At 60.9% G+C, this 25,316-nt stretch carries 21 protein-coding genes and 4 tRNA genes; 9 read left to right on the top strand and 16 right to left on the bottom strand.

From position 1 onward, the window contains the following. Positions 1–80: 80 nt before the first annotated feature. From MA04_RS20835 to MA04_RS20790, 10 genes are all read right to left on the bottom strand, one after another. Complete coding sequence (locus MA04_RS20835; RefSeq protein ID WP_262462632.1) at positions 81–1,997, bottom strand: SurA N-terminal domain-containing protein; 1,917 nt, start codon at positions 1,995–1,997, stop codon at positions 81–83. A 226-nt stretch (positions 1,998–2,223) separates the two neighbouring features. Continuing rightward, positions 2,224–2,300: transfer RNA gene (locus MA04_RS20830), tRNA-Asp, on the bottom strand. 10 nt (positions 2,301–2,310) lie between these two features. Further along, entirely contained in the window at positions 2,311–2,583 is a 273-nt protein-coding gene (locus MA04_RS20825; RefSeq protein ID WP_014994723.1) for an HU family DNA-binding protein, read from the bottom strand. A 186-nt stretch (positions 2,584–2,769) separates the two neighbouring features. Continuing rightward, positions 2,770–5,166 (bottom strand): endopeptidase La, encoded by a 2,397-nt coding sequence (gene lon, locus MA04_RS20820; RefSeq protein ID WP_262462630.1) that lies wholly within the window; start codon positions 5,164–5,166, stop codon positions 2,770–2,772. 32 nt (positions 5,167–5,198) lie between these two features. Further along, positions 5,199–6,479, bottom strand: coding sequence for an ATP-dependent Clp protease ATP-binding subunit ClpX (gene clpX / locus MA04_RS20815; RefSeq protein ID WP_163127366.1), 1,281 nt, complete (start codon positions 6,477–6,479; stop codon positions 5,199–5,201). 102 nt (positions 6,480–6,581) lie between these two features. Beyond that, complete coding sequence (clpP, locus tag MA04_RS20810; RefSeq protein ID WP_014994726.1) at positions 6,582–7,232, bottom strand: ATP-dependent Clp endopeptidase proteolytic subunit ClpP; 651 nt, start codon at positions 7,230–7,232, stop codon at positions 6,582–6,584. A 240-nt stretch (positions 7,233–7,472) separates the two neighbouring features. Continuing rightward, positions 7,473–8,798, bottom strand: coding sequence for a trigger factor (gene tig, locus MA04_RS20805; protein ID WP_262462628.1), 1,326 nt, complete (start codon positions 8,796–8,798; stop codon positions 7,473–7,475). 187 nt (positions 8,799–8,985) lie between these two features. Then, positions 8,986–9,061: transfer RNA gene (locus MA04_RS20800), tRNA-His, on the bottom strand. 25 nt (positions 9,062–9,086) lie between these two features. Continuing rightward, positions 9,087–9,163, bottom strand: a tRNA-Arg gene (locus MA04_RS20795). A 27-nt stretch (positions 9,164–9,190) separates the two neighbouring features. Further along, a tRNA-Pro gene (locus MA04_RS20790) sits at positions 9,191–9,267 on the bottom strand. A gap of 287 nt (positions 9,268–9,554) precedes the next feature. Between MA04_RS20790 and folD the strand changes: the two genes are divergently transcribed. After that, entirely contained in the window at positions 9,555–10,403 is an 849-nt protein-coding gene (gene folD / locus MA04_RS20785; RefSeq protein ID WP_262462627.1) for a bifunctional methylenetetrahydrofolate dehydrogenase/methenyltetrahydrofolate cyclohydrolase FolD, read from the top strand. Between the two features lie 118 nt (positions 10,404–10,521). On the opposite strand, the gene MA04_RS20780 is transcribed toward folD, so the two are convergent. The 3 genes from MA04_RS20780 to MA04_RS20770 are packed head-to-tail and all read right to left on the bottom strand — an operon-like array spanning position 10,522 to position 13,715. Continuing rightward, positions 10,522–11,409, bottom strand: a complete 888-nt coding sequence (locus MA04_RS20780) for an efflux RND transporter periplasmic adaptor subunit (RefSeq protein ID WP_262462625.1) — start codon at positions 11,407–11,409, stop codon at positions 10,522–10,524. Beyond that, positions 11,402–11,620, bottom strand: a complete 219-nt coding sequence (locus tag MA04_RS20775; RefSeq protein WP_163127362.1) for a DUF1656 domain-containing protein — start codon at positions 11,618–11,620, stop codon at positions 11,402–11,404. The genes MA04_RS20780 and MA04_RS20775 overlap by 8 nt, the downstream gene beginning before the upstream one ends. Then, complete coding sequence (locus MA04_RS20770) at positions 11,610–13,715, bottom strand: FUSC family protein (RefSeq protein ID WP_262462623.1); 2,106 nt, start codon at positions 13,713–13,715, stop codon at positions 11,610–11,612. Before MA04_RS20770 ends, MA04_RS20775 begins: the two co-directional genes overlap by 11 nt. A 169-nt stretch (positions 13,716–13,884) precedes the next feature. On the opposite strand from MA04_RS20770, the gene MA04_RS20765 reads away from it, so the two are divergent. After that, complete coding sequence (locus tag MA04_RS20765; protein ID WP_163127360.1) at positions 13,885–14,220, top strand: YegP family protein; 336 nt, start codon at positions 13,885–13,887, stop codon at positions 14,218–14,220. Positions 14,221–14,273: 53 nt separating this feature from the next. On the opposite strand, the gene MA04_RS20760 is transcribed toward MA04_RS20765, so the two are convergent. Beyond that, complete coding sequence (locus MA04_RS20760) at positions 14,274–15,956, bottom strand: glutamine--tRNA ligase/YqeY domain fusion protein (RefSeq protein WP_163127359.1); 1,683 nt, start codon at positions 15,954–15,956, stop codon at positions 14,274–14,276. Between the two features lie 128 nt (positions 15,957–16,084). Between MA04_RS20760 and MA04_RS20755 the strand changes: the two genes are divergently transcribed. From MA04_RS20755 to MA04_RS20745, 3 genes are read left to right on the top strand one after another with little or no spacing between them, the layout of a single operon-like run. Continuing rightward, positions 16,085–16,582 carry a peptidylprolyl isomerase gene (locus MA04_RS20755; RefSeq protein WP_014994734.1) on the top strand — a complete coding sequence of 166 codons (498 nt, stop codon included), beginning with the start codon at positions 16,085–16,087 and terminating at the stop codon, positions 16,580–16,582. Between the two features lie 3 nt (positions 16,583–16,585). Beyond that, positions 16,586–17,176 carry a peptidylprolyl isomerase gene (locus MA04_RS20750; protein WP_163127358.1) on the top strand — a complete coding sequence of 197 codons (591 nt, stop codon included), beginning with the start codon at positions 16,586–16,588 and terminating at the stop codon, positions 17,174–17,176. Between the two features lie 5 nt (positions 17,177–17,181). Then, the gene (locus MA04_RS20745; protein ID WP_262462622.1) at positions 17,182–17,913 is read left to right on the top strand and encodes a UDP-2,3-diacylglucosamine diphosphatase; all 732 of its coding nucleotides are present in this window, start codon (positions 17,182–17,184) and stop codon (positions 17,911–17,913) included. 103 nt (positions 17,914–18,016) lie between these two features. Here MA04_RS20745 and miaE read toward each other — a convergent pair whose 3' ends face one another. Beyond that, positions 18,017–18,625 (bottom strand): tRNA-(ms[2]io[6]A)-hydroxylase, encoded by a 609-nt coding sequence (gene miaE, locus MA04_RS20740; RefSeq protein WP_262462621.1) that lies wholly within the window; start codon positions 18,623–18,625, stop codon positions 18,017–18,019. Positions 18,626–18,738: 113 nt separating this feature from the next. Here miaE and MA04_RS20735 point away from each other — a divergent pair, with 113 nt between their 5' ends. Continuing rightward, on the top strand, positions 18,739–19,641 hold the full coding sequence (locus MA04_RS20735) for a lysophospholipid acyltransferase family protein (RefSeq protein ID WP_163127768.1): 903 nt from the start codon (positions 18,739–18,741) through the stop codon (positions 19,639–19,641). Here the strand turns inward: MA04_RS20735 and MA04_RS20730 are convergent. After that, positions 19,638–20,219, bottom strand: coding sequence for a TetR/AcrR family transcriptional regulator (locus MA04_RS20730; protein ID WP_163127766.1), 582 nt, complete (start codon positions 20,217–20,219; stop codon positions 19,638–19,640). The genes MA04_RS20735 and MA04_RS20730 overlap by 4 nt on opposite strands. A 148-nt stretch (positions 20,220–20,367) precedes the next feature. Between MA04_RS20730 and MA04_RS20725 the strand changes: the two genes are divergently transcribed. The 3 genes from MA04_RS20725 (at position 20,368) to acnB (ending at position 25,233) form a co-directional block, all read left to right on the top strand. Continuing rightward, positions 20,368–21,198, top strand: coding sequence for an alpha/beta hydrolase (locus MA04_RS20725; protein ID WP_262462618.1), 831 nt, complete (start codon positions 20,368–20,370; stop codon positions 21,196–21,198). Then, positions 21,195–22,427, top strand: coding sequence for a multidrug effflux MFS transporter (locus MA04_RS20720; RefSeq protein ID WP_262462616.1), 1,233 nt, complete (start codon positions 21,195–21,197; stop codon positions 22,425–22,427). The genes MA04_RS20725 and MA04_RS20720 overlap by 4 nt, the downstream gene beginning before the upstream one ends. A gap of 205 nt (positions 22,428–22,632) precedes the next feature. Then, the gene (gene acnB, locus MA04_RS20715) at positions 22,633–25,233 is read left to right on the top strand and encodes a bifunctional aconitate hydratase 2/2-methylisocitrate dehydratase (RefSeq protein ID WP_262462614.1); all 2,601 of its coding nucleotides are present in this window, start codon (positions 22,633–22,635) and stop codon (positions 25,231–25,233) included. The last annotated feature ends 83 nt before the right edge of the window (positions 25,234–25,316 follow it).

Genomic DNA, 25,316 nt, shown 5'->3' with positions numbered 1-25,316 from the left:
TCCCTCTAAACCGCGATGAACCAAAAAAAAGCCCGCTCTGATTCAAAGCGGGCTTTTATCATCGCCGTGATTGTGGCGGCTTATTCCGGTTTGGCGCGCAACTCATCGGCATGGATGGTAACGTCGCGGGTATCGCGCAGGAACGCCATGACCTGCTCGAAATCACGCTCACCTTCCATCTCACCCAGTTGCAGCAAAGCTTGTTTCTGCTGGCTTTCCGGCAGCGGCTCCTGGCCGCCGTCCGTGACACCGGTAACCTGGAACGCCACCCAGCCGCCATTGGGCAAATCCGCCACCTGAATTTCAGAAGCACCCTGCTCCTGCGTCCATGGCAGCGTGAAAGCTTCCTGTATCACCATCGGCGCCGGCTGGCGAGCACCGCGGTTCACCGCGCTTTGCTCTTCGATCCGCACGTTGGCCAGCGCCGCGATCTCATCCATCGCCTTGCCTTCCTTCGCCAGTTCGCGGGCCTGCTCAGCCAGGGAACGCGCCTTTTCCCGTGCTTGTTGCCCCTTAAGGGTATCGCTAATCTGGTCCGCAACCTGCTCAAGCGGCAATGGTTCCGGCGCCTGGCGATCCTCAAGGTGCACCGCCAGATAACGCCCGCCATCCAGCTCCAGCACATCGCTGTTATGGCCTTGTTCCTTCACCGCCGGAGTATTCAAAGCTTCACGTACCTTCGGTGAATTCAGCTCCGCCGGCAGGTCATTGACCGCCACCCAATCTGTGGTCTCGACTTTCAGGCCGAGCTGCTCCGCGGGGGTTTGCAGATCGCCGTGCTCGAACACCAGCTCTTCCATCTGTGCCAACGCGTCCATCATCATGGACTGAGCGCGGGCGGATTTGAGATCGGCGATCAGGCTGTCGCGCATGCCATCCAGCGGCGGGAAGGTTTGCTTGTCCTCCCGCAGCACGGTCAGCAAATGCACGCCGGATTCAGACACCACCGGCTCGGAAACGTCTCCCACGGACAAGGTCTTCAGCGCCTCATCCAGTGCCTCCGGCAGAGAGCCTGGGGCCAACATACCCAGACTACCGCCATTATCGGCACTGCCCGGATCGTCGGAATAGGTCTTCGCGGCCTCGGCGAAAGACTCGCCGCCTTTGATGGCCTCGCGCACTTCACCGGCACGTTCAAGCGCCTCATCGGCACTGCGGTCGTCCGTGCCAATCAGAATGTGGGCCACTTCCTTGGAGCCGTTGGCGCGGCTCTCCGCCATGCTGCGGCGAGCTTCGTATTCAGCGCGAATGTCATCGTCGCTGACTTCAACCTGCCCGGCGTACTGCTCCGGGCTCAGCACCAGATAGCCGATACGATACCGCTCGGGGCGCATGAACTGGTCCTGGTGATCCTGGTAATACTGCTCCACCTGCTCATCGGTGGCGGTGAACTGGCTTTCCAGATCCGCCAGGGACAACTGCACATAACGCAGATCACGGGTCTGCTCGCCAAGGCGGCGCTGTTCCGCAAGCTCACCGGGTAACGCGAAGTCGGTGCCGGTGAAGGCGAACCGGTACTGTTGGGTCAGTCGGTCCTGACGATAGCCGTCGAGATAGCCACGCGGCGTCATGCCCTGGCTGCGCAACAAACGTTCGAACTGTTCGTCGGAGAATTTTCCGTTCTCGAAGAAGGCCTGATTGGAACGGATCTCCGCCGCGGCCTGCACTTCGCTGAACGCCATATCAGCGCTATTGGCAGCGGACAAAGTGAGCTGCTCGTTGATGATGCCTTCCAGCACCATTTCCGGACGCACGTAGGCATCAAGCATGGCCTCGTTCACCCCCGGGCTTTGCTGACGCAGCATCTGCCGCAGCCGCTCGGTTCTCGCGGTCACGTAGTTGCGATAAATCTTGTTGCCGTCCACTTCGGCCACCGAGACCGAGTCACCCCCACCGGTGAAATAACCGTAAAACCCGGAAATAATAAAAGGGAGAATAATGGCGGCGAGCAGAACCTTGCCCACGGGCCCGCGGACAAATCGCCTGAACTCCTGCATGCTTCACTCCAAAGAGATATCGATCAATCGATTCGTTTTTATTTGGAACACCAAAGCGTCAGACGGTTCCGGGTTCCAGAGAGCCTGTTCATGATTTTTCACCGTAAGGAGATCGATTCCGTCGATCTCGTCGCCCCAGGGATCCGGAAGCGAGGCGATATAAAAATCATGAACTGGTTCTCAAAGCAAAAAAGCGCATCCGCTCTCCGGATACGCTTCCTGGGACTGGCGGAGCGGACGGGACTCGAACCCGCGACCCCCGGCGTGACAGGCCGGTATTCTAACCAGCTGAACTACCGCTCCCGAAACCAGTTTAGTTCACCGCGTCTTTCAGTGCCTTGCCGGCTTTGAAGCCCGGCACGGTGGCTGCGGCGATCTTGATGGTTTCACCGGTCTGCGGATTGCGGCCTTCACGAGCGGCACGCTGCTTCACGGAGAAAGTACCGAAGCCAACCAGAGAAACGCTATCGCCTTTCTTCAGTGCACCGGTGATCGCTTCCAGCGTCGCATCCAGAGCACGACCCGCGTCGGCTTTGGAAATGTCAGCAGCCGCTGCGATCGCATCAATCAGTTCTGATTTATTCACAAAATTCCCCTTTTGCTGTTTCCCGGTTTCGTGGTCGAGGCGTAACGCACTCTCCTTACGACGAAGCCGCCTTTATACCAATCGCTTTAGGCAGGCGTCAAGAAAGGAAAGGCGCTATACCGACAACTCACGTGATTGTAAAAAAGTCTGCCAAATCAAACTGTTAAACGCGGAAAAAAAGGCGGCTCAATGAGTGCTTGGCCGCTCTGATTCTCGCTGCGCTTTTTCATCGGCCAGGGCCAGATCCTCTTCCACTTCCGCTTCGCTCAAAGGCGTCGGCGTTTGCGTTAAAGCTACTTCCAGCACCTGATCGATCCATTTTACCGGACGAATATCCAATGACGCTTTGATATTTTCCGGCACTTCCTTCAGGTCGCGCTCATTTTCCTGAGGAATCAAGACGGTTTTTATGCCACCGCGGTGAGCGGCCAGCAGTTTTTCTTTCAGTCCACCGATGGCCAGAACCTGGCCACGCAGTGTGATCTCCCCGGTCATCGCCACATCCGCGCGAACCGGAATACCACACAATACCGAAACCAAGGCCGTGCACATAGCGACCCCCGCACTGGGGCCATCCTTCGGGGTCGCCCCTTCCGGTACGTGAATGTGCAGGTCATTACGCTCCAATTGCCGGCGGCGAATCCCCAGCATCCGGGAACGGCTCTTCACCACCGTCCAGGCCGCCTGGATCGACTCCTGCATCACATCCCCCAGGGAGCCGGTGGTGGTGACACGGCCCTTGCCCGGCGTGGATACGCTCTCAATGGTCAGCAACTCGCCACCGACGGAAGTCCAGGCCAGGCCGGTAACCTGCCCGATCTGGTCCTGTTCCTCGGCCAGACCATAGCTGAACTTGCGCACCCCCAGATAGTGATCAAGATTGTCCTCGGACAACGTCACCGTCTCGGTGGAACTGCTCAGCGAATGCTCCTTGACCACCTTGCGGCAGATCTTGCTGATTTCCCGCTCCAACCCGCGCACACCGGCCTCACGGGTATAGTGGCGAACGATATGACGCAGACTGTCGTCGCTGAGTGCCACTTCGTCCTTCTTCAGACCGTTGGCTTTGATCTGTTTCGGAATCAGGTATTGAGAAGCGATATTGACTTTCTCTTCCTCGGTATAGCCGGGAAGACGAATCACTTCCATACGATCCAGCAACGGCGCGGGAATATTCATCGAATTGGAAGTGCAGATGAACAACGTCTCGGAGAGATCATAATCCACTTCCAGATAATGATCGTTGAACGTGTTGTTCTGTTCCGGATCCAGCACTTCCAGCAGCGCGGAGGCGGGATCACCGCGCATATCCATGCCCATCTTATCGACTTCGTCGAGCAGGAACAGCGGATTACGCACCCCCACCTTGGAGAGCTTCTGAATTACCTTGCCCGGCAGTGAGCCGATATAGGTACGGCGGTGGCCGCGAATTTCCGCTTCATCACGGACGCCGCCCAGCGCCATTCGCACGAACTTGCGATTGGTGGCTCTGGCCACGGACTGGCCCAGGGAGGTTTTGCCCACCCCTGGCGGTCCTACCAGACAAAGCACCGGCCCTTTGACTTTACCGACCCGGCTTTGCACGGCGAGGAACTCCAGAATCCGTTCCTTCACTTCTTCCAGACCATAATGATCTTCGTCCAGCACTTCACGGGCATGGGCCAGATCGTGGCGCACCCGGCTGCGCTTTTTCCACGGCACCGAGGTCATCCAGTCCAGGTAGCTGCGCACTACCGTGGCCTCGGCGGACATCGGCGACATCATGCGCAGCTTGCTCAATTCAGCCTTGGATTTCTCCAACGCATCCTTGCTCATGCCGGCGCTGTCGATGCGTTTTTCCAGATCTTCGAGCTCGTTGCCGCTGTCATCCAGATCACCGAGTTCTTTCTGAATCGCTTTCATTTGCTCGTTCAGATAGTACTCGCGCTGGCTCTTCTCCATCTGCTTCTTGACCCGGCCACGGATGCGCTTTTCCATCTTCAGCACATCCATGTCGGATTCCATCAGCGCCACCAGGTGCTCCACCCGCTCGCGCACATCGGCCATTTCCAGCACGTCCTGTTTTTCTTCCAGCTTCAGCTGAAGATGGGCGGAAATGGTATCCGCCAGACGGCTGATGTCCTCGATCGATTGCACCGAACTCATCACTTCCGGTGCCACTTTCTTGGACAGTTTGACGTATTCCTCGAACTGCGCCAGCAGCGAACGGGCCAGGGCTTCCTGCTCGCTCAGCGACGGCAACTGGTCATCCAGTTCCCGCACATCCGCTACTCCGCCCTGCTCGTCGAAGCGGGCACGGGTGACATGGCCGCGCACGCCACCCTCCACCAATACCTTCACGGTGCCGTCGGGCAGCCGCAACATTTGCAAGATGGTGGAAACGGTGCCCACCCGGTAGATATCGTCCTCGCCGGGGTCATCGTCCGAGGCATTGCGCTGGGCGACCAGCATGATCTGCTTGTCGTCGCTCATGGCCGCTTCCAGAGCGGCGATGGATTTCTCCCGCCCGACGAACAGCGGGATCACCATATGGGGATACACCACCACGTCTCTGAGCGGAAGCAAAGGAATGTCTTTCAGCACTTAGGGCCTCTATCGGTTCACGGGGCGCCCGATCAATCGGGCGCCACTCGGGACGTTTGCTCGCTGTTTTCGTAGATCAGCAACGGCTCCGATTCACCTTGGATGGTGGCGCTGTCGATCACCACTTTGACCACGCCCTCCATGGAAGGCACCTGGTACATGGTATCCAACAAAACGCTTTCCAGGATGGAACGCAGACCACGGGCGCCGGACTTTCGTTCCATCGCCTTGCGAGCCACGGAACGCAAGGCGTCCTCGCGGAAGTCCAGTTCCACGCCTTCCATCTCGAACAGGCGCATGTACTGTTTGGTCAGGGCATTACGCGGCTCGGTGAGAATCTGCACCAGCGCGTCCTCGGACAACTCTTCCAGGGTCGCCACCACCGGCAGACGGCCGATGAATTCCGGAATCAGGCCGTATTTGACCAGATCCTCCGGCTCCACGCCGACCAGGGTCTCGCCCACATTGCGGTCCCCTTCCTTGCTTTTCACCTCGGCGGAAAAACCGATGCCGCCCTTCTCTGAACGGTCCCGGATGACCTTGTCCAGGCCGGCGAAAGCTCCACCGCAGATGAACAGGATATTGGAGGTGTCCACCTGCAGGAATTCCTGCTGCGGATGCTTGCGCCCCCCCTGGGGCGGCACCGAGGCCACAGTGCCCTCGATCAGCTTCAACAGAGCCTGCTGCACCCCTTCCCCACTAACATCACGGGTGATGGACGGGTTGTCGGATTTACGCGAGATCTTGTCGATCTCATCAATGTAGACGATACCCTTCTGGGCCTTCTCCACATCGTAATCACATTTTTGCAACAGCTTCTGGATAATGTTCTCCACATCCTCACCGACATAACCCGCTTCGGTAAGCGTGGTGGCGTCAGCGATGGTGAAGGGAACATTGAGCAGGCGCGCGAGGGTTTCGGCAAGCAGTGTTTTACCGCTGCCAGTGGGACCGATAAGCAAGATGTTGCTTTTACCCAGTTCCACGTCGTCACGACCGCGCAGGGTGCTGTTGAGCCGCTTGTAGTGGTTGTATACAGCCACGGAAAGCACTTTCTTCGCCCGTTCCTGACCGATCACGTACTCGTCGAGCGTAGTTTTGATCTCGTCAGGCTTGGGCAGGCTTTCCTGACCACTGTTGTCGCCGTCTTCCTGGACTTCCTCGCGGATGATGTCATTGCACAGATCCACGCACTCATCACAGATGAAGACCGACGGGCCCGCGATCAGCTTGCGGACTTCGTGCTGGCTCTTGCCACAGAACGAGCAGTACAGCAGCTTGCCGTCGTCGCTCTTTCCGGTGTTATCGGTCATCGAATCGCCTCTGAACCTGATTTAACTTTGAAGATGCAGGGAGAACCCGCTTTTTTCAAGCCCGGAAGCTCCGGGGAGGTGCCCCGGAGCCGTTCCGGACCCTCAGCGCCGATGGACCACCTGGTCAATCAGACCGTATTCCCGCGCCTGCTCCGCGGACATGAAATTGTCCCGGTCGGTGTCACGTTCCAGCACTTCCAGCGGCTGGCCGGTGTGTTTGGCCAGCAGCTCATTGAGCTGGGCCTTGATCTTGAGAATCTCCTTGGCGTGGATCTCAATATCGGAAGCCTGGCCCTGGAAGCCGCCCAGCGGCTGGTGAATCATCACCCGGGAGTGCGGCAATGCCAGGCGTTTACCTTCGGCGCCGGCCGCAAGCAGGAAAGCGCCCATGCTGGCCGCCTGGCCCACGCACATGGTGGACACCTCCGGCTTGATGAATTGCATGGTGTCATAAATGGACATCCCCGCGGTTACCGAACCGCCGGGGCTGTTGATATACAGATGAATATCCTTGTCCGGGTTCTCGGACTCAAGAAACAGCATCTGCGCCACGATCAGGTTGGCCATGTAGTCTTCCACCTGGCCAATCAGGAAGATCACCCGCTCCTTGAGCAGTCGGGAGTAAATATCGAACTGCCGCTCGCCCCGGGAGGTTTGCTCCACCACGATTGGTACCAGCCCCGTGGCGGTGGGGTCGGCCATCAGCGTTTTCATCTCCGGGGTCAGGGAGGTAATCCGGCTCAGATCGATCATCTAGCGTTTCCTTTGTCTACGGGATCATGGGCAACGTGCCCGGCTTGATACCGCGGGTGTTGGGGCGGCAGCCTCGAATCACAAGGGCCTGCCCGTTTTTTCCGATACTATGACGCCCTTCGGCAGGGCGTCCACAAAGGCGGTGCCAGAAGTGGGTTAACTGCGCAAAACTTGGTCAATACGGTTACTTTCACAGCAAAACGGGGCCAAAAGGCCCCGCTCTTCGTAGGTCTATTCGGCTCAGGCCGTCTCGTCGGCCTGCTCCGGCTGGCGGGGTTTCACCGCCTCCTGGTAGGACATGGTCTTCTCTTCGACCTTGGCCCCTTCCAGCACCAGATCCACCACTTGATCCTCCAGCACCGCGCCCTCGATCTGCTGCAGCTGCTGTGGGTTGTTGTAGACCCAGTTGATCAGTTCCTGCGGCTGCTCGTACTGAGCGGCGATCTCTTCCACCCGGGCCTTGACGCGATCCGCATCCGGTTTCAGGTCGTTCTTCTCGAGAATGGCGCGCACCACCAGACCCAGACGAACGGAACGCTCGGCCTGGTCACGGAACAGCTCTTCGGGAAGCATGGACGCATCGAACTGCTGACCGCCACCGAACTGCTGCACCATTTGCTGACGCATACGGTCCACTTCCTGTTTGATCAGCGCCGCCGGCAGGTCAAATTCGTGCAGCTTGGCCAGCCCATCCATGGTTTGTTCTTTCACTTTGCCGGAGACGGCGTTTTTCAGCTCGCGCTCCATATTGTTGCGAACCTCGGTCTTGAAGGTCTCAAGATCACCATCTTCAACGCCAAAAGCCTTCATGAACTCGGCGTCCACTTCCGGCAGAGCCTTGGCTTCCACTTTGTTGACCTTGATCTGGAACACCACCGCCTGACCTTTCAATTCCTCGGAGTGGTACTCCTCCGGGAAGGTCACGTCGATGTCCTTCTCTTCACCAGCCTTCATGCCGACGATGCCGTCCTCGAAGCCGGGGATCATGCTACCAGAGCCCAGTTCCAGGTTCTGACCTTCGGCGCTGCCGCCTTCAAAGGCTTCGCCGTCTTTCAGGCCTTTATAGTCGATATTGACGCGATCACCCTGCTCAGCGGCACGGTCCACTTCAGCGAAGTCGGAGCGCTGGGTGCGCAGGGTTTCGATCATTTCATCAACGTCGGCGTCGGTGATTTCCGCTACCGGTTTCTCCACCTCGATGGTGGACAGATCGGCCAGTTCCACTTCCGGGAACACTTCGAAGGTGGCCACGAACTCCAGGTCCTGACCGCCTTCGTTACGGGTGGCTTCGAAACCCGGCAGACCGGCGGGTTGCAGGTTTTCCTTCTCAACCGCTTCCAGGAAGGACTCGCGCATCACATCGGCCAGCACTTCGTTACGCACGGCGGCGCCAAAACGACGCTTTACTTCACGCAACGGCACTTTGCCAGGGCGGAAACCGTCCAGACGGATGTTTTTCTGCGCTTCGCGCAGCTTGCCTTCCACCGCCTGATCCACTTTATCCGCGGGGACACCAACGGTCATGCGCCGTTCCAGACCTGAAGTCGTTTCTACAGAAACCTGCATAACATCCTCTATTTAAAAGACTTTTCAAATCCCGCGGTCCCCGGTGTACGGATGGACCCCGTATGAAGGGCGCAAATTATAATCAATGGCAGCCGCCCTGCCTACGCCCATCGGCGGCGCGGCGCCCCGCGGAATTTTCCGTTCAAACAAAAAAAGCCTCCGGGTTTTCACCCGAAGGCTCCATGTATGGGGTGACTGATGGGATTTGAACCCACGACCACCGGAGTCACAATCCGGGGCTCTACCAACTGAGCTACAGTCACCATTAATCGCTTGAGCCGCCAGCGATGGCACGCCTGGCAGGGCTCGAACCTGCAACCGACGGCTTAGAAGGCCGTTGCTCTATCCAATTGAGCTACAGGCGCTTAGCTACCTCTCAACCTTCGCTGAGTTGGTCGGGGTGGAGGGATTCGAACCCCCGACATCCTGCTCCCAAAGCAGGCGCGCTACCAGGCTGCGCTACACCCCGCCGAGCAGGTCGAGCGAGGCGGCATAATACTCGCCGCCTCCTGGAGCGTCAACGCCGCGAACCGGCTATCCGGCCCGTTCGCTGGAATTATAAACAACCGGGGGAGAAAAGTGCTGTGCCTCTGTTTTTGTGGCCACCGTCCATGGCGGCCATCCTTCGGACCATCACTGCCGTGACGTCAAAAATCGCTCCCGGCGATTTTTTGCTCCAGCCCGCCGACCGTGCGAGAATCGCCGCGCGATCCCCACCGCTTTCCTTTTATATGTTCCAAGGACCAAGAGAGACCCATGAGCGCGCAGATTCTGGACGGCAAGGCCCTGGCTCAACGCTTCGAGGAAGAGATGTCACAACGGGTGGAAGCCCTGAAAGCCGCCTCCGGCGGCCGCACGCCGATTCTCGCCACCATTCTGGTGGGCGCCGATCCGGCCTCCGCCACCTATGTAAAGATGAAGGGCAATGCCTGCCGCCGCGTCGGCATGGATTCCCAGGCCATCGAGCTGCCCCAGGACACCACCACCGAGCAACTGCTGCGGCGCATCGAGGAGCTCAATGCCAATCCGGACGTGCACGGCATCCTGCTGCAGCACCCAGTGCCGGAACAGATCGACGAGCGTTTGTGCTTTGACGCCATCGCTCTGGGCAAGGACGTGGACGGCGTCACCTGCCTCGGCTTTGGCCGCATGGCCATGGGCGAGCACGCTTATGGCTGCGCCACGCCCAAAGGCATCATGCGTTTGCTGGAGCACTATCAGGTGCCGCTGGAGGGCCAGCATGCCGTGGTGATAGGCCGCAGCGCCATTCTCGGCAAACCGATGGCAATGATGCTGCTGGGCGCCAATGCCACCGTCACCATTTGCCACAGCCGGACCCGCAATCTGCCGGAGCTGGTGAAACAGGCCGACATCGTGGTGGGGGCGGTGGGTAAACCGGAATTCATCAAGGCCGATTGGATCAAGGACGGCGCCGTGGTGGTGGACGCCGGTTACCATCCGCAGAAGTGCGGTGACATCGAGCTGGCACCGGTGATCGATCGTGTGGCCGCGTATACTCCGGTACCCGGCGGTGTTGGTCCGATGACCATCAATACGCTGATTTTTCAGACCCTGGAAGCGGCGGAGAAAGTGCTGAACGACTGAGACACGCAACACGCAGGTAAAGCGTGCCGGGTCTGCCCCGTCCGTCAACGCCCGCCCCTAAAGCAGTCAGTGCGGCCATCCGGCCGCCATCTCATTTCGCCTGCAAGCGTGTTGCGTGTCAGCGTGTCTGCGTCTTTTCCGGCAACACCTGCACGCTGGCCGTCATGCCGGCACTGAGCAGCAGCGTTTCCGGAATCTCGTCAAACTCCACCCGCACCGGAATCCGCTGCGCCAGCCTTACCCACTCGAAGGTCGGCGCCACCGAAGGCAGTCCCTTGTCCGCCGTCACCGCGTTGCTGTTGGCGATACCGCGACCGATGCCGGTGACCTTGCCGGTCAGCGCCTTGCCGGCGCCCAGCAGATGAATACGGGCCGCATCCCCCACCCTGATCTGATGCACCTGGGTTTCCTTCAGGTAGGCCTCGACCCAGAACGACTGGTCATCCACCAGCGTCACCACCGGCTGCCCGACCTGGGCGTAATCGCCGGTATGCGCCAACAAATGGGTGACAAAGCCGGCCACCGGCGCCTTTACCTCGCTGCGCGCCAGATCCAGCTCCGCCCGTGCCAGGGCCGCCTCCGATGCTTGCAGATCAGTCCGCGCCAAGGCCGCCTTATTATCCGCTTCTTCCCTTTCCTCCTGGGAAATGGCACGCCCGAGGCTGCGGCGGCGGCTGGCTTCCCGGGACAGCAGATTCAGTTCCTGGCGCCGGTGCGCCACCTCGGCCCTGGCCTGATCCAGCGCCAGTTGGTAACGGCGCGGGTCCACCAGCAAAAGGGTTTCGCCCTCCTCCACGTACTGATTGTCCACCACCTTCAGGGACTGGATCGCTCCGGACACGTCCGGGGCCACGCTCACCACCACCGCACGCACCCGGGCATCCCGGGTCCAGACATCCTCGAAATAGTGGCGCCACAGATACCACACCGCCACCGCCGCGGCCGCCACCAGCAGCGCGGTGAACAGATAAGCGCGCCAGCGGCCGCCGTCCTTATTACTAGCCATGGATACTCCCCAGCGACAGCCACGCCCCCATCACCAGGGCGAGCACGATCAAGAACACACAAAATCCGGCCAGGGCCGGATGCCATAGGTGCCGGTAGCCATCAAAACGACTGATCAGGCCGTGCACCGGCAGAAACAACAGCAGGGCCAGCAGCACCTGCGGCACTAATGGCGGCAGCAACACGCCGCCCAGCTCAATCTCATACAGCATGTGCTATCTCCAGCCCCTGCCAGCGGCCGGCTCCGGACCCGGCCAGGAAGAAGCCGCCGTAGTTTCCGATCATATTGATCTGCATACGCAGGCGCACCACCGCTCGCACCAACCGGCGCCGCTCACCCTCGCCTTCCGCTTTGTTATAGGCTTGCTGGCACTGCCGTAATGCGCGCTCGGTGTCCGCCGATAATTGCCGCCAACGGGCCTCGTCACCGTCTCTCAGTACTCTCTGGGTATCCCGGATCAGCCGCGTCAGAGTGAGCCGGATCGGATCAGGCACGCCGCGCCGACACAGGGCGTCGAGAAACAGCAACCCCAGCCCCAACGTCACCGCCGCCATGGCGCCGTGCAACAATTCCCCGTCCTTCTCATTCTCCGGGCTCAGTCGCGGCAAGGTTCGGGCAATGCGATCGTACAGTACGGTTTCCATTTCATGACGGGGTCGGCGGCGGAACATCGGCCAGCGCCCGAGGGTGCGGCACAGATCCCGGCACAGCCGGGTGCGAGCGGTGGCGGCGTCATCGCCGGGCCAGATCAGCAGAAATGCCAGCACCGGCAACGACAATCCCATCGCCAGCCCGAGCACGTTGTTGAACAGTGGCAAAGCCGAGAAATCCTGTTGCGGCCCGAGATCCAGCAGGATCGGGAAAAAGATAACCGTGGCGGTCCCCATGGCCATGCTCGGCAACTGCGTCATGGCCAGACCGGCCAGCAGATACACCGGCGCCAGCCACAGCACCAGCGCGGCGAAGCCTTCCGTGCCCGGCAGCAGAACCAGACGATAGAGCGTGGCTAATACTATCGCCAGGGACGCCCCCTTGAGGAACCCGGACACCGCCTTGAGCGGATCATCCCGAGTCGAGAACAGCGCGCAGACCACCCCGGTCTGGATCACCATCAAAGTGCCTTGATCCAGTGGCGCGGCGCTCCAGAACCAGAGGCTCAGGGCCGCGGCGATGGCAATCGCGGTACGCGCGGCGCTGCGCAACGCCTGGCCGTAATCCAGGTGCAATCGTGAGGTGCCGGACCGCCACGACTGCGTCAGGGCCTGGTCGCTCAGCATGGCGTACAGCACGACACTGGAGCGCAGGCGATCGCACAGCTCTCCGCAGTGTTCCAGCGCCAGTTGCAAAGCATGGAAACGTTGTTCGTTGTCGCCCACTGCTTCCTTGCGCAGCCCCCGGGCCAGATCCCGGGCCTGATCGTGGAGTCCGGAGAGGCATACCCGCAGGCTTTCCGGGTCCAGCTCACCATCCAACTCGGACATGCCGCGCAGCAGCTCGTCGAGGCGATCCTGCTGATGCACCGAGGCATAACGATTGACGTAGGTTCCCAACGGCCCCACCGAGGAAATCAACGCCAGCATCTCGTGGCCGAGGCGGCGGCACAGCCCTGCCCGCCGCCGCAGCTGTTGGGAGTCGAACAGGGCATTCTCACGCAGGGCTTCCAGCGCCATGCCGCTGGCGATCAGCTCGCGCCGGCGCTGCTGCAGAGTGCGATTGTCCGCGCGACCGCCGGCGGTGTCCGCCACCAGTGCGATCAAATCCCGCAGTTGCTGCCGACAACGGTGCAGGTAGGCGGTGGCGGCGGAACGGGGCCAGACCAGCACGCTGGCAGCGGAGGCACAGAGGATGCCAAGGCCGATCTCGGTGACCCGGGCCACCGCCACGGTGAACATCTGATCCGGCTGTGACAGGGCCGGCAAGCCGATGATCAGGGCGGTGTAACCGGAAAGCACGAAGGCATAGGAGCGGAAGTTGCGCAGCAGGTTGGCCAGGTAGGTACACAGGGCCAGCCAGGCACTGATGGCGATAAAGAACAGCAGCGGCTGCTGCGCGAACCCGCCCACCAGCAACAGCGCCATCACCGCACCCAGCACCGTGCCCACCAGTCGTGACAGCCCCTTGGCGATCACCATGCCCCCCAACGGCTGGGCCACGATGTACACCGTCATCAGCGCCCACTGGGGCTGATCCAGCCCCAACAGCAGCGCCAGATACAGTGCCAGCATGCCGGCGGCAAAGGTCCGCAGGGCGAATTGCCACTCCTTGCGCCCGGATTCGCGTATGAACGCCGGCACCGCCAAGATCATCCGCGCTTCCCCTTTTCCCTGTCCTCGTTACGGCAGTATACAACGAGGCGACGCTGGTGCTTCTACGAAGCGAAACCAACGCTAAACACTTTTACAACCCTTGTCACAACGCAATGGCACACTCTCTTATAGCCCCCGCTTCCGGAGGCGCGAACCAAGGAGAGACACCATGGCAGGAAAGTTTGAACTGGATAAAGCCAGCAACGGGCAATTCATCTTCCGACTGAAGGCCGCCAACGGTCAGGTCATTCTCGGCAGCGAGCAGTACACCACCAAGGAGGCCTGCAAGAACGGCATCGAGTCGGTGCAGACCAACGCCGCCAAGGATGAGCGTTATCAACGCAAGGAAGCCAAGGATGGCCGGCATTACTTCAACTTGCTGGCCGGCAACCATCAGGTCATCGGCACCAGCCAGATGTACAAGGACACCGGTGGCATGGAAAACGGTATCGACTCGGTGAAAAACAACGCTCCGGGCGCCGCCGTGGACGATCTGACCGACTGATGTTCAGGGGCGGCGACCGCCGCCCCTTTATACATCCTGCGCCGTGGCCCGATTCAGGCCTCGCGAGGCCAGGATTCGCGCAACCCCACGGTGCGATTGAAGATCAGACCATTCTCATCGCTGTCCGTGTCCACGCAAAAATACCCTTCCCGCTCGAACTGGTAACGGGTTTCCGGCAATACCCCCTTGAGGCCCGGCTCCACCACGCAGTGGTCCAGCACCTGCAGGGACGCTTCGTTGATGTGATCAAGAAAGTCCTCGCCCTCGCCCACCCGGGTCGGCATCGGCACCTTGAACAGACGGTCGTACAGACGAACCTGGCACGGCAGCCCCAGAGGGGCGCTGACCCAGTGGATCACGCCGCGCAGTTTGCCCTGCCCTTCATCGTTCTCCGGGTTCTTACCAAGCGTGTCCGGATCATAGCTGCAGTGAATCTCGATGATCTCTCCGGCATCGTCGCGCACCACCTCCTCGGCACGCACCACATAGCCGTAGCGCAACCGCACCCGATCCCCGAGCACCAACCGCTTGTACTTCTTGTTGGCTTCTTCGCGGAAGTCCTCGCGGTCGATATAAACCTCGCGGGTCAACGGCATTTGCCGGGTGCCCATGGTGTCGTTCTGTGGATGCACCGGTGCCCGCAGCCACTCGGTCTTGTCTTCCGGCCAGTTGCGGATCACCAGTTTGAGCGGATTGAGCACACAGAAGGCCCTGGGCGCGTGCTGGTTGAGGTCATCGCGCACCGAGTCTTCCAGAATCGACATGTCGATCACCGAGTCCGCGCGGCTGACCCCCAGATTCTCACAGAAGCCGCGAATCGAGGCCGGCGTGAAACCACGGCGGCGCAGGCCGCTGAGCGTGGGCATGCGCGGATCGTCCCACCCGGCCACGTGGCCTTCGTCCACCAGTTGTTTGAGACGGCGCTTGCTGGTCACGGTGTAATTGAGGTTGAGCCGGGCGAATTCGTATTGCCGGGGCTGCGCTGACACCTCCACATGTTCCACCAGCCAGTCGTACAAGGGGCGGTGATCCTCGAACTCCAGGGTGCAGAGGCTGTGGGTGATGCCCTCGATGGCGTCCGACAACGGGTGAGTGAAGTCGTACATCGGGTAGATCACCCACTTGTCACCGGTCTGGTGATGCGTTTTTTTGCGCACCCGGTACAGGATCGGGTCACGCAGATTGATGTTGGCGTTGGCCATGTCGATCTTGGCCCGCAACACCGCCTCGCCTTCCTCGAAGCCGCCATCGCGCATGCGTTCGAACAGCGCCCGGTTCTCTTCCACGGACTGTTCCCGGTGCGGGCTGTTCTGGCCCGGCCGGTTGTAGTTACCGCGCATTTCCGCGATTTGCTCCGGGCTCTGGGTGTCCACATAGGCCAGGCCCTTGTCGATCAACTGCAGCGCATATTGATACAGTTGATCAAAATAGCCGCTGGCGAAACGCACCGGTCCGGCCCACTGGAACCCGAGCCATTCCACGTCCCGCTGGATGGAGACAATGTACTCCTCCTCTTCCTTCTCCGGATTGGTGTCGTCGAAGCGCAGATGGCAGGCGCCACCATAGCTTTCGGCGATACCGAAATTCAGGCAGATGGACTTGGCGTGGCCAATATGCAGGTAGCCATTGGGTTCCGGCGGGAACCGGGTGACCACCTGGCCGTCGTTTTTACCTTCGGCGAGGTCACGATCGATGATCTGTCTGATAAAATTACTGGGCGCTTTCACGTCACTCATTAAGCCGCCTGCGGCTGAAATACGGGGGGCATTAGTGTACAGTGCGCCCCTTTACAGTCAAAGACTCAGGAGCCGGTCGAAGCGCCCCAGACGCGCCAGACCTTCCGGCTCCCACCAAGGAGAACTCCATGAAAGTGGTGCTGACGACCACCTACGGCAAGATCACTCTGCAATTGGATAGCGAACGTGCGCCGAAAACCACGGAAAACTTCCTGTCTTATGTGCGGGAAGGCTTCTATGACGGCACCATTTTCCATCGCGTCATCGGCAACTTCATGATCCAGGGCGGCGGTTTCACCACGCAAATGGAACAAAAACCGACCCAGGCGACGATCGAGAACGAAGCCGCCAACGGCCTCTCCAACGAAATCGGCACCATCGCCATGGCGCGCACCTCCGATCCGCACTCCGCCACCGCTCAGTTTTTCATCAATGTGGCGGACAACCACTTTCTGGACCAGGCCCGCTCCCCGGACGGCTGGGGCTACGCGGTGTTCGGCAAGGTAGTGGAAGGCATGGAAACCGTGGAAAAGATCAAGGAAGTGCCCACCGGCCGCAGCGGTTTCCATCAGGACGTGCCGCAGGATCCAGTGCTGATCGAATCCGCCCAAGTCATCGAGGACTGATCCATGCGTCTGCTGCTCGCTCTGTCCGCCCTGCTGATAAGCTCCCTGACCTGGGCCGCCAACCCTCAGGTGCGCCTGCAGACCTCCATGGGCAACATCACCATCGAACTGTTCGCCGAACAGGCGCCTGAAACGGTGGAGAACATTCTGCGCTACGTGGACGAGGGCTTCTACGACGGCACCGTGTTTCATCGCGTGGTCCCGGGATTCGTGATCCAGGGCGGCGGTTTTGACCGCGATCTGCAGCAAAAGAAGACCCACGCTCCGATCAGGAATGAAGCCGACAACGGTCTGAAGAATGAGCGCGGTACCCTGTCCATGGCCCGCACCTCCAACCCTGATTCGGGCACCTCCCAGTTCTTCGTCAACCTGAAGGACAACGCCATGCTCGATCACACCGCTGCGACCCCGCGCGGCTGGGGTTACGCGGTGTTCGGCAAAGTGGTGGACGGCATGGACACGGTGGACCGGATCGCCAAGGTGCGCACCGGCGCCGGCCGCCTCAATGGCGCCCACAGCGTCCGCGACGTGCCCAGCACGCCGGTGATCATCGAGCGGGCGGTACGCCTGGATGAAGACGGCCAGGCTGACTGAGTATCATGAGCTATACGCTGTTTATCTCCGATCTGCATCTGGATCCGGCGCGGCCGGAACATCTGGCCGCCTTGGAACGCTTGCTGGAGGAGCACGCCGGCAAGACCGATGCTCTTTATGTGCTCGGTGATCTGTTCGAGGCCTGGATCGGCGACGACGACGATGCCCCCTTCAACCGCCAGGCCATCGACGCCTTCCGTCGCTTCAGTGACGCCGGCAGCACCCTCTATTTCATGCACGGCAATCGAGATTTTATGCTGGGCGAACAATTCGCCGCCCAGTGTGGTGGCCAGTTGCTGGATGAAGGCACCGTGGTGGATCTGTACGGAACCCGCGCCCTGCTCATGCACGGCGACAGCCTGTGCACCCTGGATACCGCCTATCAACAGTTCCGGACGCTGGCCCGCAATCCACAATGGCAACAGGCAATGCTGGCCAAGCCCCTGCAGGAACGCCGAGCCATCGCCCAGGGTATGCGCATGCAGAGCCAGGGCAACAACGCCAACAAAGCCGAGAACATCATGGACGTGACCCCGGAGGAAGTGATCCGGGTGATGGATGAAGCCGGCGTCAAACACCTGATCCATGGGCACACCCACCGCCCCGCGGTCCATGAGGTTCCCCTCTCCGGCGGCACCGGCACCCGTTGGGTACTCGGCGACTGGGGCGACCTGGGCTGGTGGATCATTGCCGATGATCAGGGATTGCGGCTGGAAAGCAAGGAAATTAGTGAATAGTTAACAGTGAATAATGAATAATTCGCGGGAACACGCGGAGATAATTTCAAGTCGCCGTGCCCGCGCTTTTCGCTGTTAACCATTCACTATTAACTATTCACTGTTAACTGCTCTTCGGTGTGCCGGAATGAAAGCGGAAGGCCTCATCCGGCTCCTCGATTAACGCCCTTTCCTTCTCCTTAAAGAACGCCACCCGATCCTCGATGTCCGTGTCGCTGTAGCGCCGGGCGAGGTCGAGGTAATCCTCGAAATGACGGGATTCGCTTTTCAGCAGGTAGCGGTAGTAGCGGCCCAGCTCCTCGTCCACATGGGGGGCCAGCGCGGCGAAGCGCTCGCAGGAGCGGGCTTCGATCAGGGCGCCGATAATCAGGGTGTCCACCAGCCGCCCAGGCTCACTGGTACGCACATGGCGGCGCAGCCCCTGAGCGTAGCGTGACGGCGACAGATGGTCATAACGCACGCCGCGCTCGCGCATCATTTTCACCACCTGTTCAAAATGCAGTAATTCTTCCCTGGCCAGTTGACTCAAGGCATCCAGCAATTCTGGCCGGTCCACATAGCGGAACATCAGGTTGAGCGCCGTGGAAGCCGCCTTTTTCTCACAGTGAGCGTGGTCGATCATCAACAGATCGGGGTTTTCCAGCGCCCAGTCGATCCAGGCCCGGGGCGTGGCACACGGCAAAAAGGCTTGCAGGGCGGAAATGTCGGTCATGGCGTCCTCGTTTGGTCCGGCGGCGATTATAGCGGCACGCCGGCACCATCGTCTCCCTGGCCGACGGCCATTCCCTCTGGCGTCCCGCGCCCAGCGCCGTATACTTGCCCGCCATGGGACGTCGAACCAATCCACGCATACAAAAACTGAAAGGGAGTCTGGTGGTGGCCGGATTGCGCCTGCTTGGCCTGCTGCCTTTCAGACTGAACCGGGCGCTTGCCACCACCGTGGGCCGCCTGCTCGCCGCCCTGCCCAGCGAGGCCCGGCGCGTCACCCGCATCAATTTATCACTGTGTCTGCCTAACCAGCCGAACCCGGATCAACTGGTCAGGGACTCCCTGGTGGAAACGGTGAAGAACACGTTCGAGATCGCCCTGTTCTGGCGTCGACCGGAGGAAGGCCTGGACCGGGTGGTGTCGGTGGATGGCGACGGCCCGCTGCGCGAAGCGGTGGACGCCGGTCAGCCGGTACTGATCCTGGCACCGCATATCGGTTGCTGGGAGGTGCTGAATTTCTGGCTGGCGCGGGATTTCCCACTGCATGTGATGTTCGCCCCTTCCGGCATGGCCGAGGTGGACGATCTGATCAAGCAGGGCCGCGAGCATTTCGGTTCCACCATGTACCCGGCCAGCGCCCGCGGCGTCGCCGGCCTGGTACGGGCCATGCGCAAGGGGGCAATGACCGCGATTCTGCCGGATCAGGTGGCGGATCGCCGCAGCGGCCGGTTCGCACCGTTTTTCGGCCAGCCCGCCTATACCGGCACGCTCAGTTGCAAGCTGGTGCAGCAGACCGGCGCCCGGGTGTTCATGGCCTGGGCCCGCCGTTTGCCCGGCACCGGCGGTTTCGAAATTCGCGTGCGCCCGGCCCACCAGGATATTCACGACAGCGATCTGGATCACGCGCTGAAGGCCATGAACCAGTCCATCGAAGCACTGATTCTGGAAGAACCCTCGCAGTATTTGTGGAGTTATAAGCGTTTCCGCCGGCAGCCCCCCGGCGGCACGCTGCCGTACTAGTTTTCCGTCCCCGCCTCCAGCGCCGCCGCCGATGCGGCTCGCCGCAGGCCCCGGGCCAGATCGGCATCGTCGGTGGCGCGGGACAGCACCAGCGCGCCCACCAAGGTCGACAGCACCGCCATGGCCCGTTCCTCGCGCTGCTCCTCGTCATCGCCGTCGCACAACTCGGCCACGAAGCCCAGGAAGGTCCTCAGGTTATCGGTGAACGCCTCTTTCAATGCCTCCGGCTGGCGGGCCGTGTCCACCGCCAGCGCCGCCAGAGCGCAGCCATCTTCCGGGTGTTGTTGGTGATAGCGCGACAGATAACCGCCGATAAGATTCTGCAAAGCCTGTTGCCGGGGTTGCTCCGCCAACGGGCGCCAACGTTCCAGGTTGTACTGCTGGGCCCGATTCAGAGCCTGCACGGCCAGATCCAGCTTTGACTCGAACTGCCCGTAGAATCCGCCCCGGGTCAGCCCGGCCGCCTGCATCAGGTCGTTCAGGCCAACACCGTCAAACCCTTTTTCGCGGAACAATCGTCCCGCCGTTTCGATGACCCGCTCACGGTTCTCTTCGGCCTGAGCTCGAGTGACCCTCATGATCCATCCTCCTTGCCACGGAGCGGACATCGCCCCGGCCATCAGTCTGAAAGTGCTTGACGAATTTTAAATGATGATCGACATTTAATCAAACATGTCACTCATCATTTAACCGATTCATCAATCCGAGCTTTCTTAAGGAGGCCCCATGCCCTCTCCGCAACAGCCAACATCCATACCGCCGGCCCTCATCAGCGCATTCGCGGTGCCGGAGCGTCCGCCCTTAATGCCGTCGGAGCAGGAACGGCTCAGCGGCGCCGAAAAAAACTTTCACCCCACCGCCATGGGCACCCTGGTGAGTTGGACCTTCGGCGTCGGCCCCCGGGTGGTTCTGGTCCACGGGTGGAGCAGCCGCGCCGCGCACATGCTGGGTTTCGTCGATCCGCTGCTCGCCGCCGGATACAGTGTCACGCTGTTCGACGGCCCGGCCCACGGCGAAGCCACTGGCGAACGGGCCAGCGTGGTGCACATGGGAGAGGCTCTGCTGGCATTGACCCGGGAATGGGAACCGGTGCATGGCGTACTCGCCCATTCAGTGGGCTCCGCCGCCGCGCTGTGGGCGTTTCATCGTGGGCTGAGCGTTCACGCCAGTGTCCATTTGGGCGGCCCGGTCTCGTTGTCGGTGATGGTGCGACAGCTGGCCATTGGCGTGGGGCTGGATCAGGCGGGCACCGCCGCTTTCGAGAAATGGGTGGAGGGCTTCATCGGCCATCCGCTGGCGGCGTTGGATCTTGAAATCTTGAAGGATGGCCTGCGTCATCCCGGATTGATCGTGCATGACCCGGAAGATGACACCGTGCCGTTCAGCGCCGCCGACACCCTGCATCGAAACTGGCCACAATCCGAGCTGATCCGCGCCGGCGGGCTGGGACACCGGCGTCTGCTACGGGACCCGGCGATGATCGGACTATGCAGCGACTTCATCGCTACCGCTGGCTCAAGGGAGATGACGCGGGTGAACGCGGGAGGCGAAGCATGACCGGCCCGATATCCGAAAGTGGCGAGGTCTCTGCCCCAACCCTGGAAACCACTCGAAAATTCAGTGGTAACCTATTGATATTACTTGCTGGCCTTGCAGCCATCGGCACCCTTTCCACCAACATTATTCTGCCTTCCTTTGCCTCCATGGCCACCGACATCGGCGTGCCGGCACGGGAGCTGGGACTGCTGTTGTCGAGTTTCTTTGCCGCCTTCGCCATCGGCCAGCTGTTGGTCGGCCCGTTATCCGATCGTTATGGCCGCCGGCCTCTGGTGGTATTGGGACTGGTGGTATTCATCGCCGGCAGCCTCTGGTGCAGCCGTGCCGACGATATGAACGAACTGATCCTGGGCCGGGTGGTTCAGGCACTCGGAGTATGCGCGGCCTCGGTTCTGTCCCGGGCCATTGCCCGCGATTTATTTGATGGTGAGGTTCTGACCCGGGCCCTGGCGTTGACCATGGTGGCGATGGCCGCGGCCCCGGGCTTCTCGCCGTTGCTGGGTGGCGCTCTGGAGCAGGCTTTGGGCTGGCGTGCCAACTTTCTGGTGGTGGCGGTACTTGGCGCCGTCCTGATTCCTCTTTATCTGTCAGGCGCGGGGGAAACCCTGCCGCCCTCCCGCCGCAGCCCGAAGGCGCTGGCCTCCGCCGCACCGGGTTACCTGCGCCTGCTACTTGACCAGCGGTTTCTGCTGCCGGCCCTGGCGGTGAGTCTGGTGATCGGGGGGCTGTACGGTTTCTTTGCCGCGGCGCCGGCGATTCTGATGGGCCGTCTCGAGCTCAGTGCTTTGCAATTGGGGTGGTTCTTCGCCGCCACGGTCTTCGTGGTGTTTGCCGCCGGTTTGCTGGCCCCGCGTTTCGCTCGGCGATTCGGCGTCGTCAAGGTAGGGTTGGCGGGTATTCTCATTGCCCTGATCGGCGGCCTCACTTTGCTGCCGACCATCGCCGAGGGGCTGGTTCCGTTTTCCCTGGCAATCACCGTCTTTCTGTTCGGCATGGGGCTGATCAATCCGCTGGGTACCGCCCTCACCCTGCACCCCTTTCCCGACAGGGCCGGGCTGGCTTCGGCGTTGCTCGGCTGTCTGCAAATGAGTTGCGCGGCGGCAATGACAGCGCTCGCCTCGGCATTACCGCTGCCGCCGGTAACCGCCCTGGGGGTGATTCTGACCACCGTATCGGCGCTGGCCCTGGCGGCGTTTCTGCTGTACCGGAGCCGAGGAAACAACGGTTAACGCCGGACGCCGATGTCCGGCGTCCGGCTTCCCATCTCTTCCCCCAGTGATTACGAACATTCATCTCATGAATGGCCACAGGCCCCGTTTGGCTTAACAGAGGATGGCGTTTCCGCTATACTCCGCGCGCAATTCCGACCCCCAGAGACACCCTAACCAGCTGATTTTCAAAAGAAATCAGCCAAGACGAAACGAGGGATACGCTGTGCTAGACGCCTATCGCAAACATGTCGAAGAGCGCGCCGCCGAAGGTGTGCCGCCCAAGCCGCTGAACGAGCAGCAAGTTGCCGAACTGGTTGAACTGCTGAAAAACCCGCCGGCCGGCGAAGAGGAGTTCATTCAGGATCTGTTCGTCAACCGCGTTCCGCCGGGCGTGGACCAGGCCGCTTATGTCAAGGCCGCGTTCCTGACCGCGATCGTCAAAGGCGAAGCCAGTTCTCCCCTGATCGACCGCAAGCGCGCCGTTCAACTGCTGGGCACCATGCAGGGCGGGTACAACGTCGCCACTCTGGTGGAAGCGCTGGATGATGCCGAGTTGGCTGGAATCGCCGCCGACGAACTCAAGCACACCCTGCTGGTGTTCGATGCCTTCCACGACGTGGAAGACAAAATGAAAGCCGGCAATGCCAAAGCCAAGGAAGTGATCGAATCCTGGGCCGAAGGCGAGTGGTTCACCAAGCGCCCGGATCTGGCGGAGAAAATGTCTCTGACCGTGTTCAAGGTCACCGGCGAAACCAACACCGACGATCTGTCCCCCGCCCAGGACGCCTGGAGCCGCCCAGACATCCCGCTGCACGGCAACGCCATGCTGAAGAATGCCCGTGAAGGCATCTTCCCCGAGAAAGACGGCGAAATCGGCCCGCTCAAGCAGATGGAAGAACTGAAGGCCAAAGGCTTGCCCGTTGCCTACGTGGGCGACGTGGTCGGCACCGGTTCCTCCCGTAAGTCCGCCACCAACTCCGTGCTGTGGCACTTCGGTGACGACATTCCTTACGTGCCGAACAAGCGCGCCGGCGGCGTTTGCATCGGCGGCAAGATCGCTCCGATCTTCTTCAACACCATGGAAGATTCCGGCGCTCTGCCGTTCGAATGTGACGTTTCCAAAATGGAAACCGGCGACCAGATCGACGTCTACCCCTTCGAAGGCAAGGTCGAGAAAAACGGCGAAGTGATCGCCGAATTCGAGCTGCGTTCTCAAGTGCTGCTGGACGAAGTGCGCGCCGGCGGCCGGATCAACCTGATCATCGGCCGCGGCCTGACCACCAAGGCTCGTGAAGCCCTGGGGCTGGCTCCGTCCGAACTGTTCCGCAAACCGGAACAACCCGGCGACTCCGACAAGGGTTACACCCTGGCCCAGAAGATGGTCGGCAAGGCCTGCGGCATGGAAGGCGTGCGCGCCGGCATGTACTGTGAGCCGAAGATGACCACCGTGGGCTCCCAGGACACCACCGGTCCGATGACCCGTGACGAACTGAAAGACCTGGCCTGTCTGGGCTTCCAGGCGGACCTGGTGATGCAGTCCTTCTGTCATACCGCCGCTTACCCGAAACCGGTGGACGTGGAAACCCAACACACCCTGCCCGACTTCATCATGAACCGTGGCGGTGTCTCCCTGCGCCCGGGCGACGGCATTATCCACTCCTGGCTGAACCGCATGTTGCTGCCCGACACCGTGGGCACCGGCGGCGACTCCCACACCCGCTTCCCGATGGGGATTTCGTTCCCGGCCGGCTCCGGTCTGGTGGCCTTCGCCGCCGCCACCGGTGTGATGCCGCTGGATATGCCGGAATCCGTACTGGTGCGCTTCAAAGGCAAACGCCAGCCGGGCATCACCCTGCGTGACCTGGTCCACGCGATTCCGCTGCAGGCCATCAAGGAAGGACACCTGACCGTCGCCAAAGCCGGCAAGGTCAATGTGTTCTCCGGTCGCATCCTGGAAATCGAAGGCCTGGAAGATCTCACCGTGGAACAGGCGTTCGAGCTGTCCGACGCTTCCGCCGAGCGCTCCGCCGCGGGCTGTACCATCACCCTGTCCGAGGACAGCGTGACCGAGTACCTGAAGTCCAACATCACCATGCTCAAGTGGATGATCGCCAATGGCTACGGCGACGCCCGCACCATCGAGCGCCGTATCCAGGGCATGGAAGAGTGGCTGGCCAACCCGAGCCTGATGCGTGCCGACGCCGATGCCGAGTATCACACCGTCATCGAGATCGACATGGATCAGATCAAGGAGCCGGTACTGTGCTGCCCGAACGATCCGGACGACGCCAAGACCCTGTCCGACGTGGCCGGCGCCAAGATCGATGAAGTGTTCATCGGTTCCTGCATGACCAACATCGGTCACTTCCGCGCCGCCGGCAAGCTGCTGCAGAAAGTGGAAAGCGGCACCATGCCGACCCGTCTGTGGATCGCGCCGCCAACCAAGATGGATCAGCGTCAGCTCACCGAAGAGGGCTACTACAACATCTTCGGCAGCGCCGGTGCCCGTACCGAAATGCCCGGCTGCTCCCTGTGCATGGGCAACCAGGCCCGGATCGCGCCGAAGTCCACCGCGGTCTCCACCTCCACCCGTAACTTCCCCAACCGTCTGGGGCAAGGCGCCGACGTTTATCTGGCGTCCGCGGAACTGGCGGCGGTGTCTTCCATTCTCGGCAAGCTGCCGACCGTGGAGGAGTACATGGAATACGCGGACACCATCGATTCCATGTCCGATGAGATCTACCGCTACCTGAACTTCGACCAGATGGGCGAATATCAGGAAGTGGCGGATACCGTGAAGATCCCGGTGGCGCAGGCGGTCTGATGGAAACGCTTCGCTGTTGAAAAAAGCCCGGCCTCGCGCCGGGCTTTTTTATGGTTCATCGCGCTTTAGCGGGAAGTTTCCCT

The organism is Alloalcanivorax balearicus MACL04, from assembly GCF_025532145.1.
GTDB classification, from domain to species: domain Bacteria; phylum Pseudomonadota; class Gammaproteobacteria; order Pseudomonadales; family Alcanivoracaceae; genus Alloalcanivorax; species Alloalcanivorax balearicus.
The sequence above is the reverse complement of the archived record's forward strand: the minus strand, read 5'-3'. Positions and strand labels throughout refer to the sequence as shown.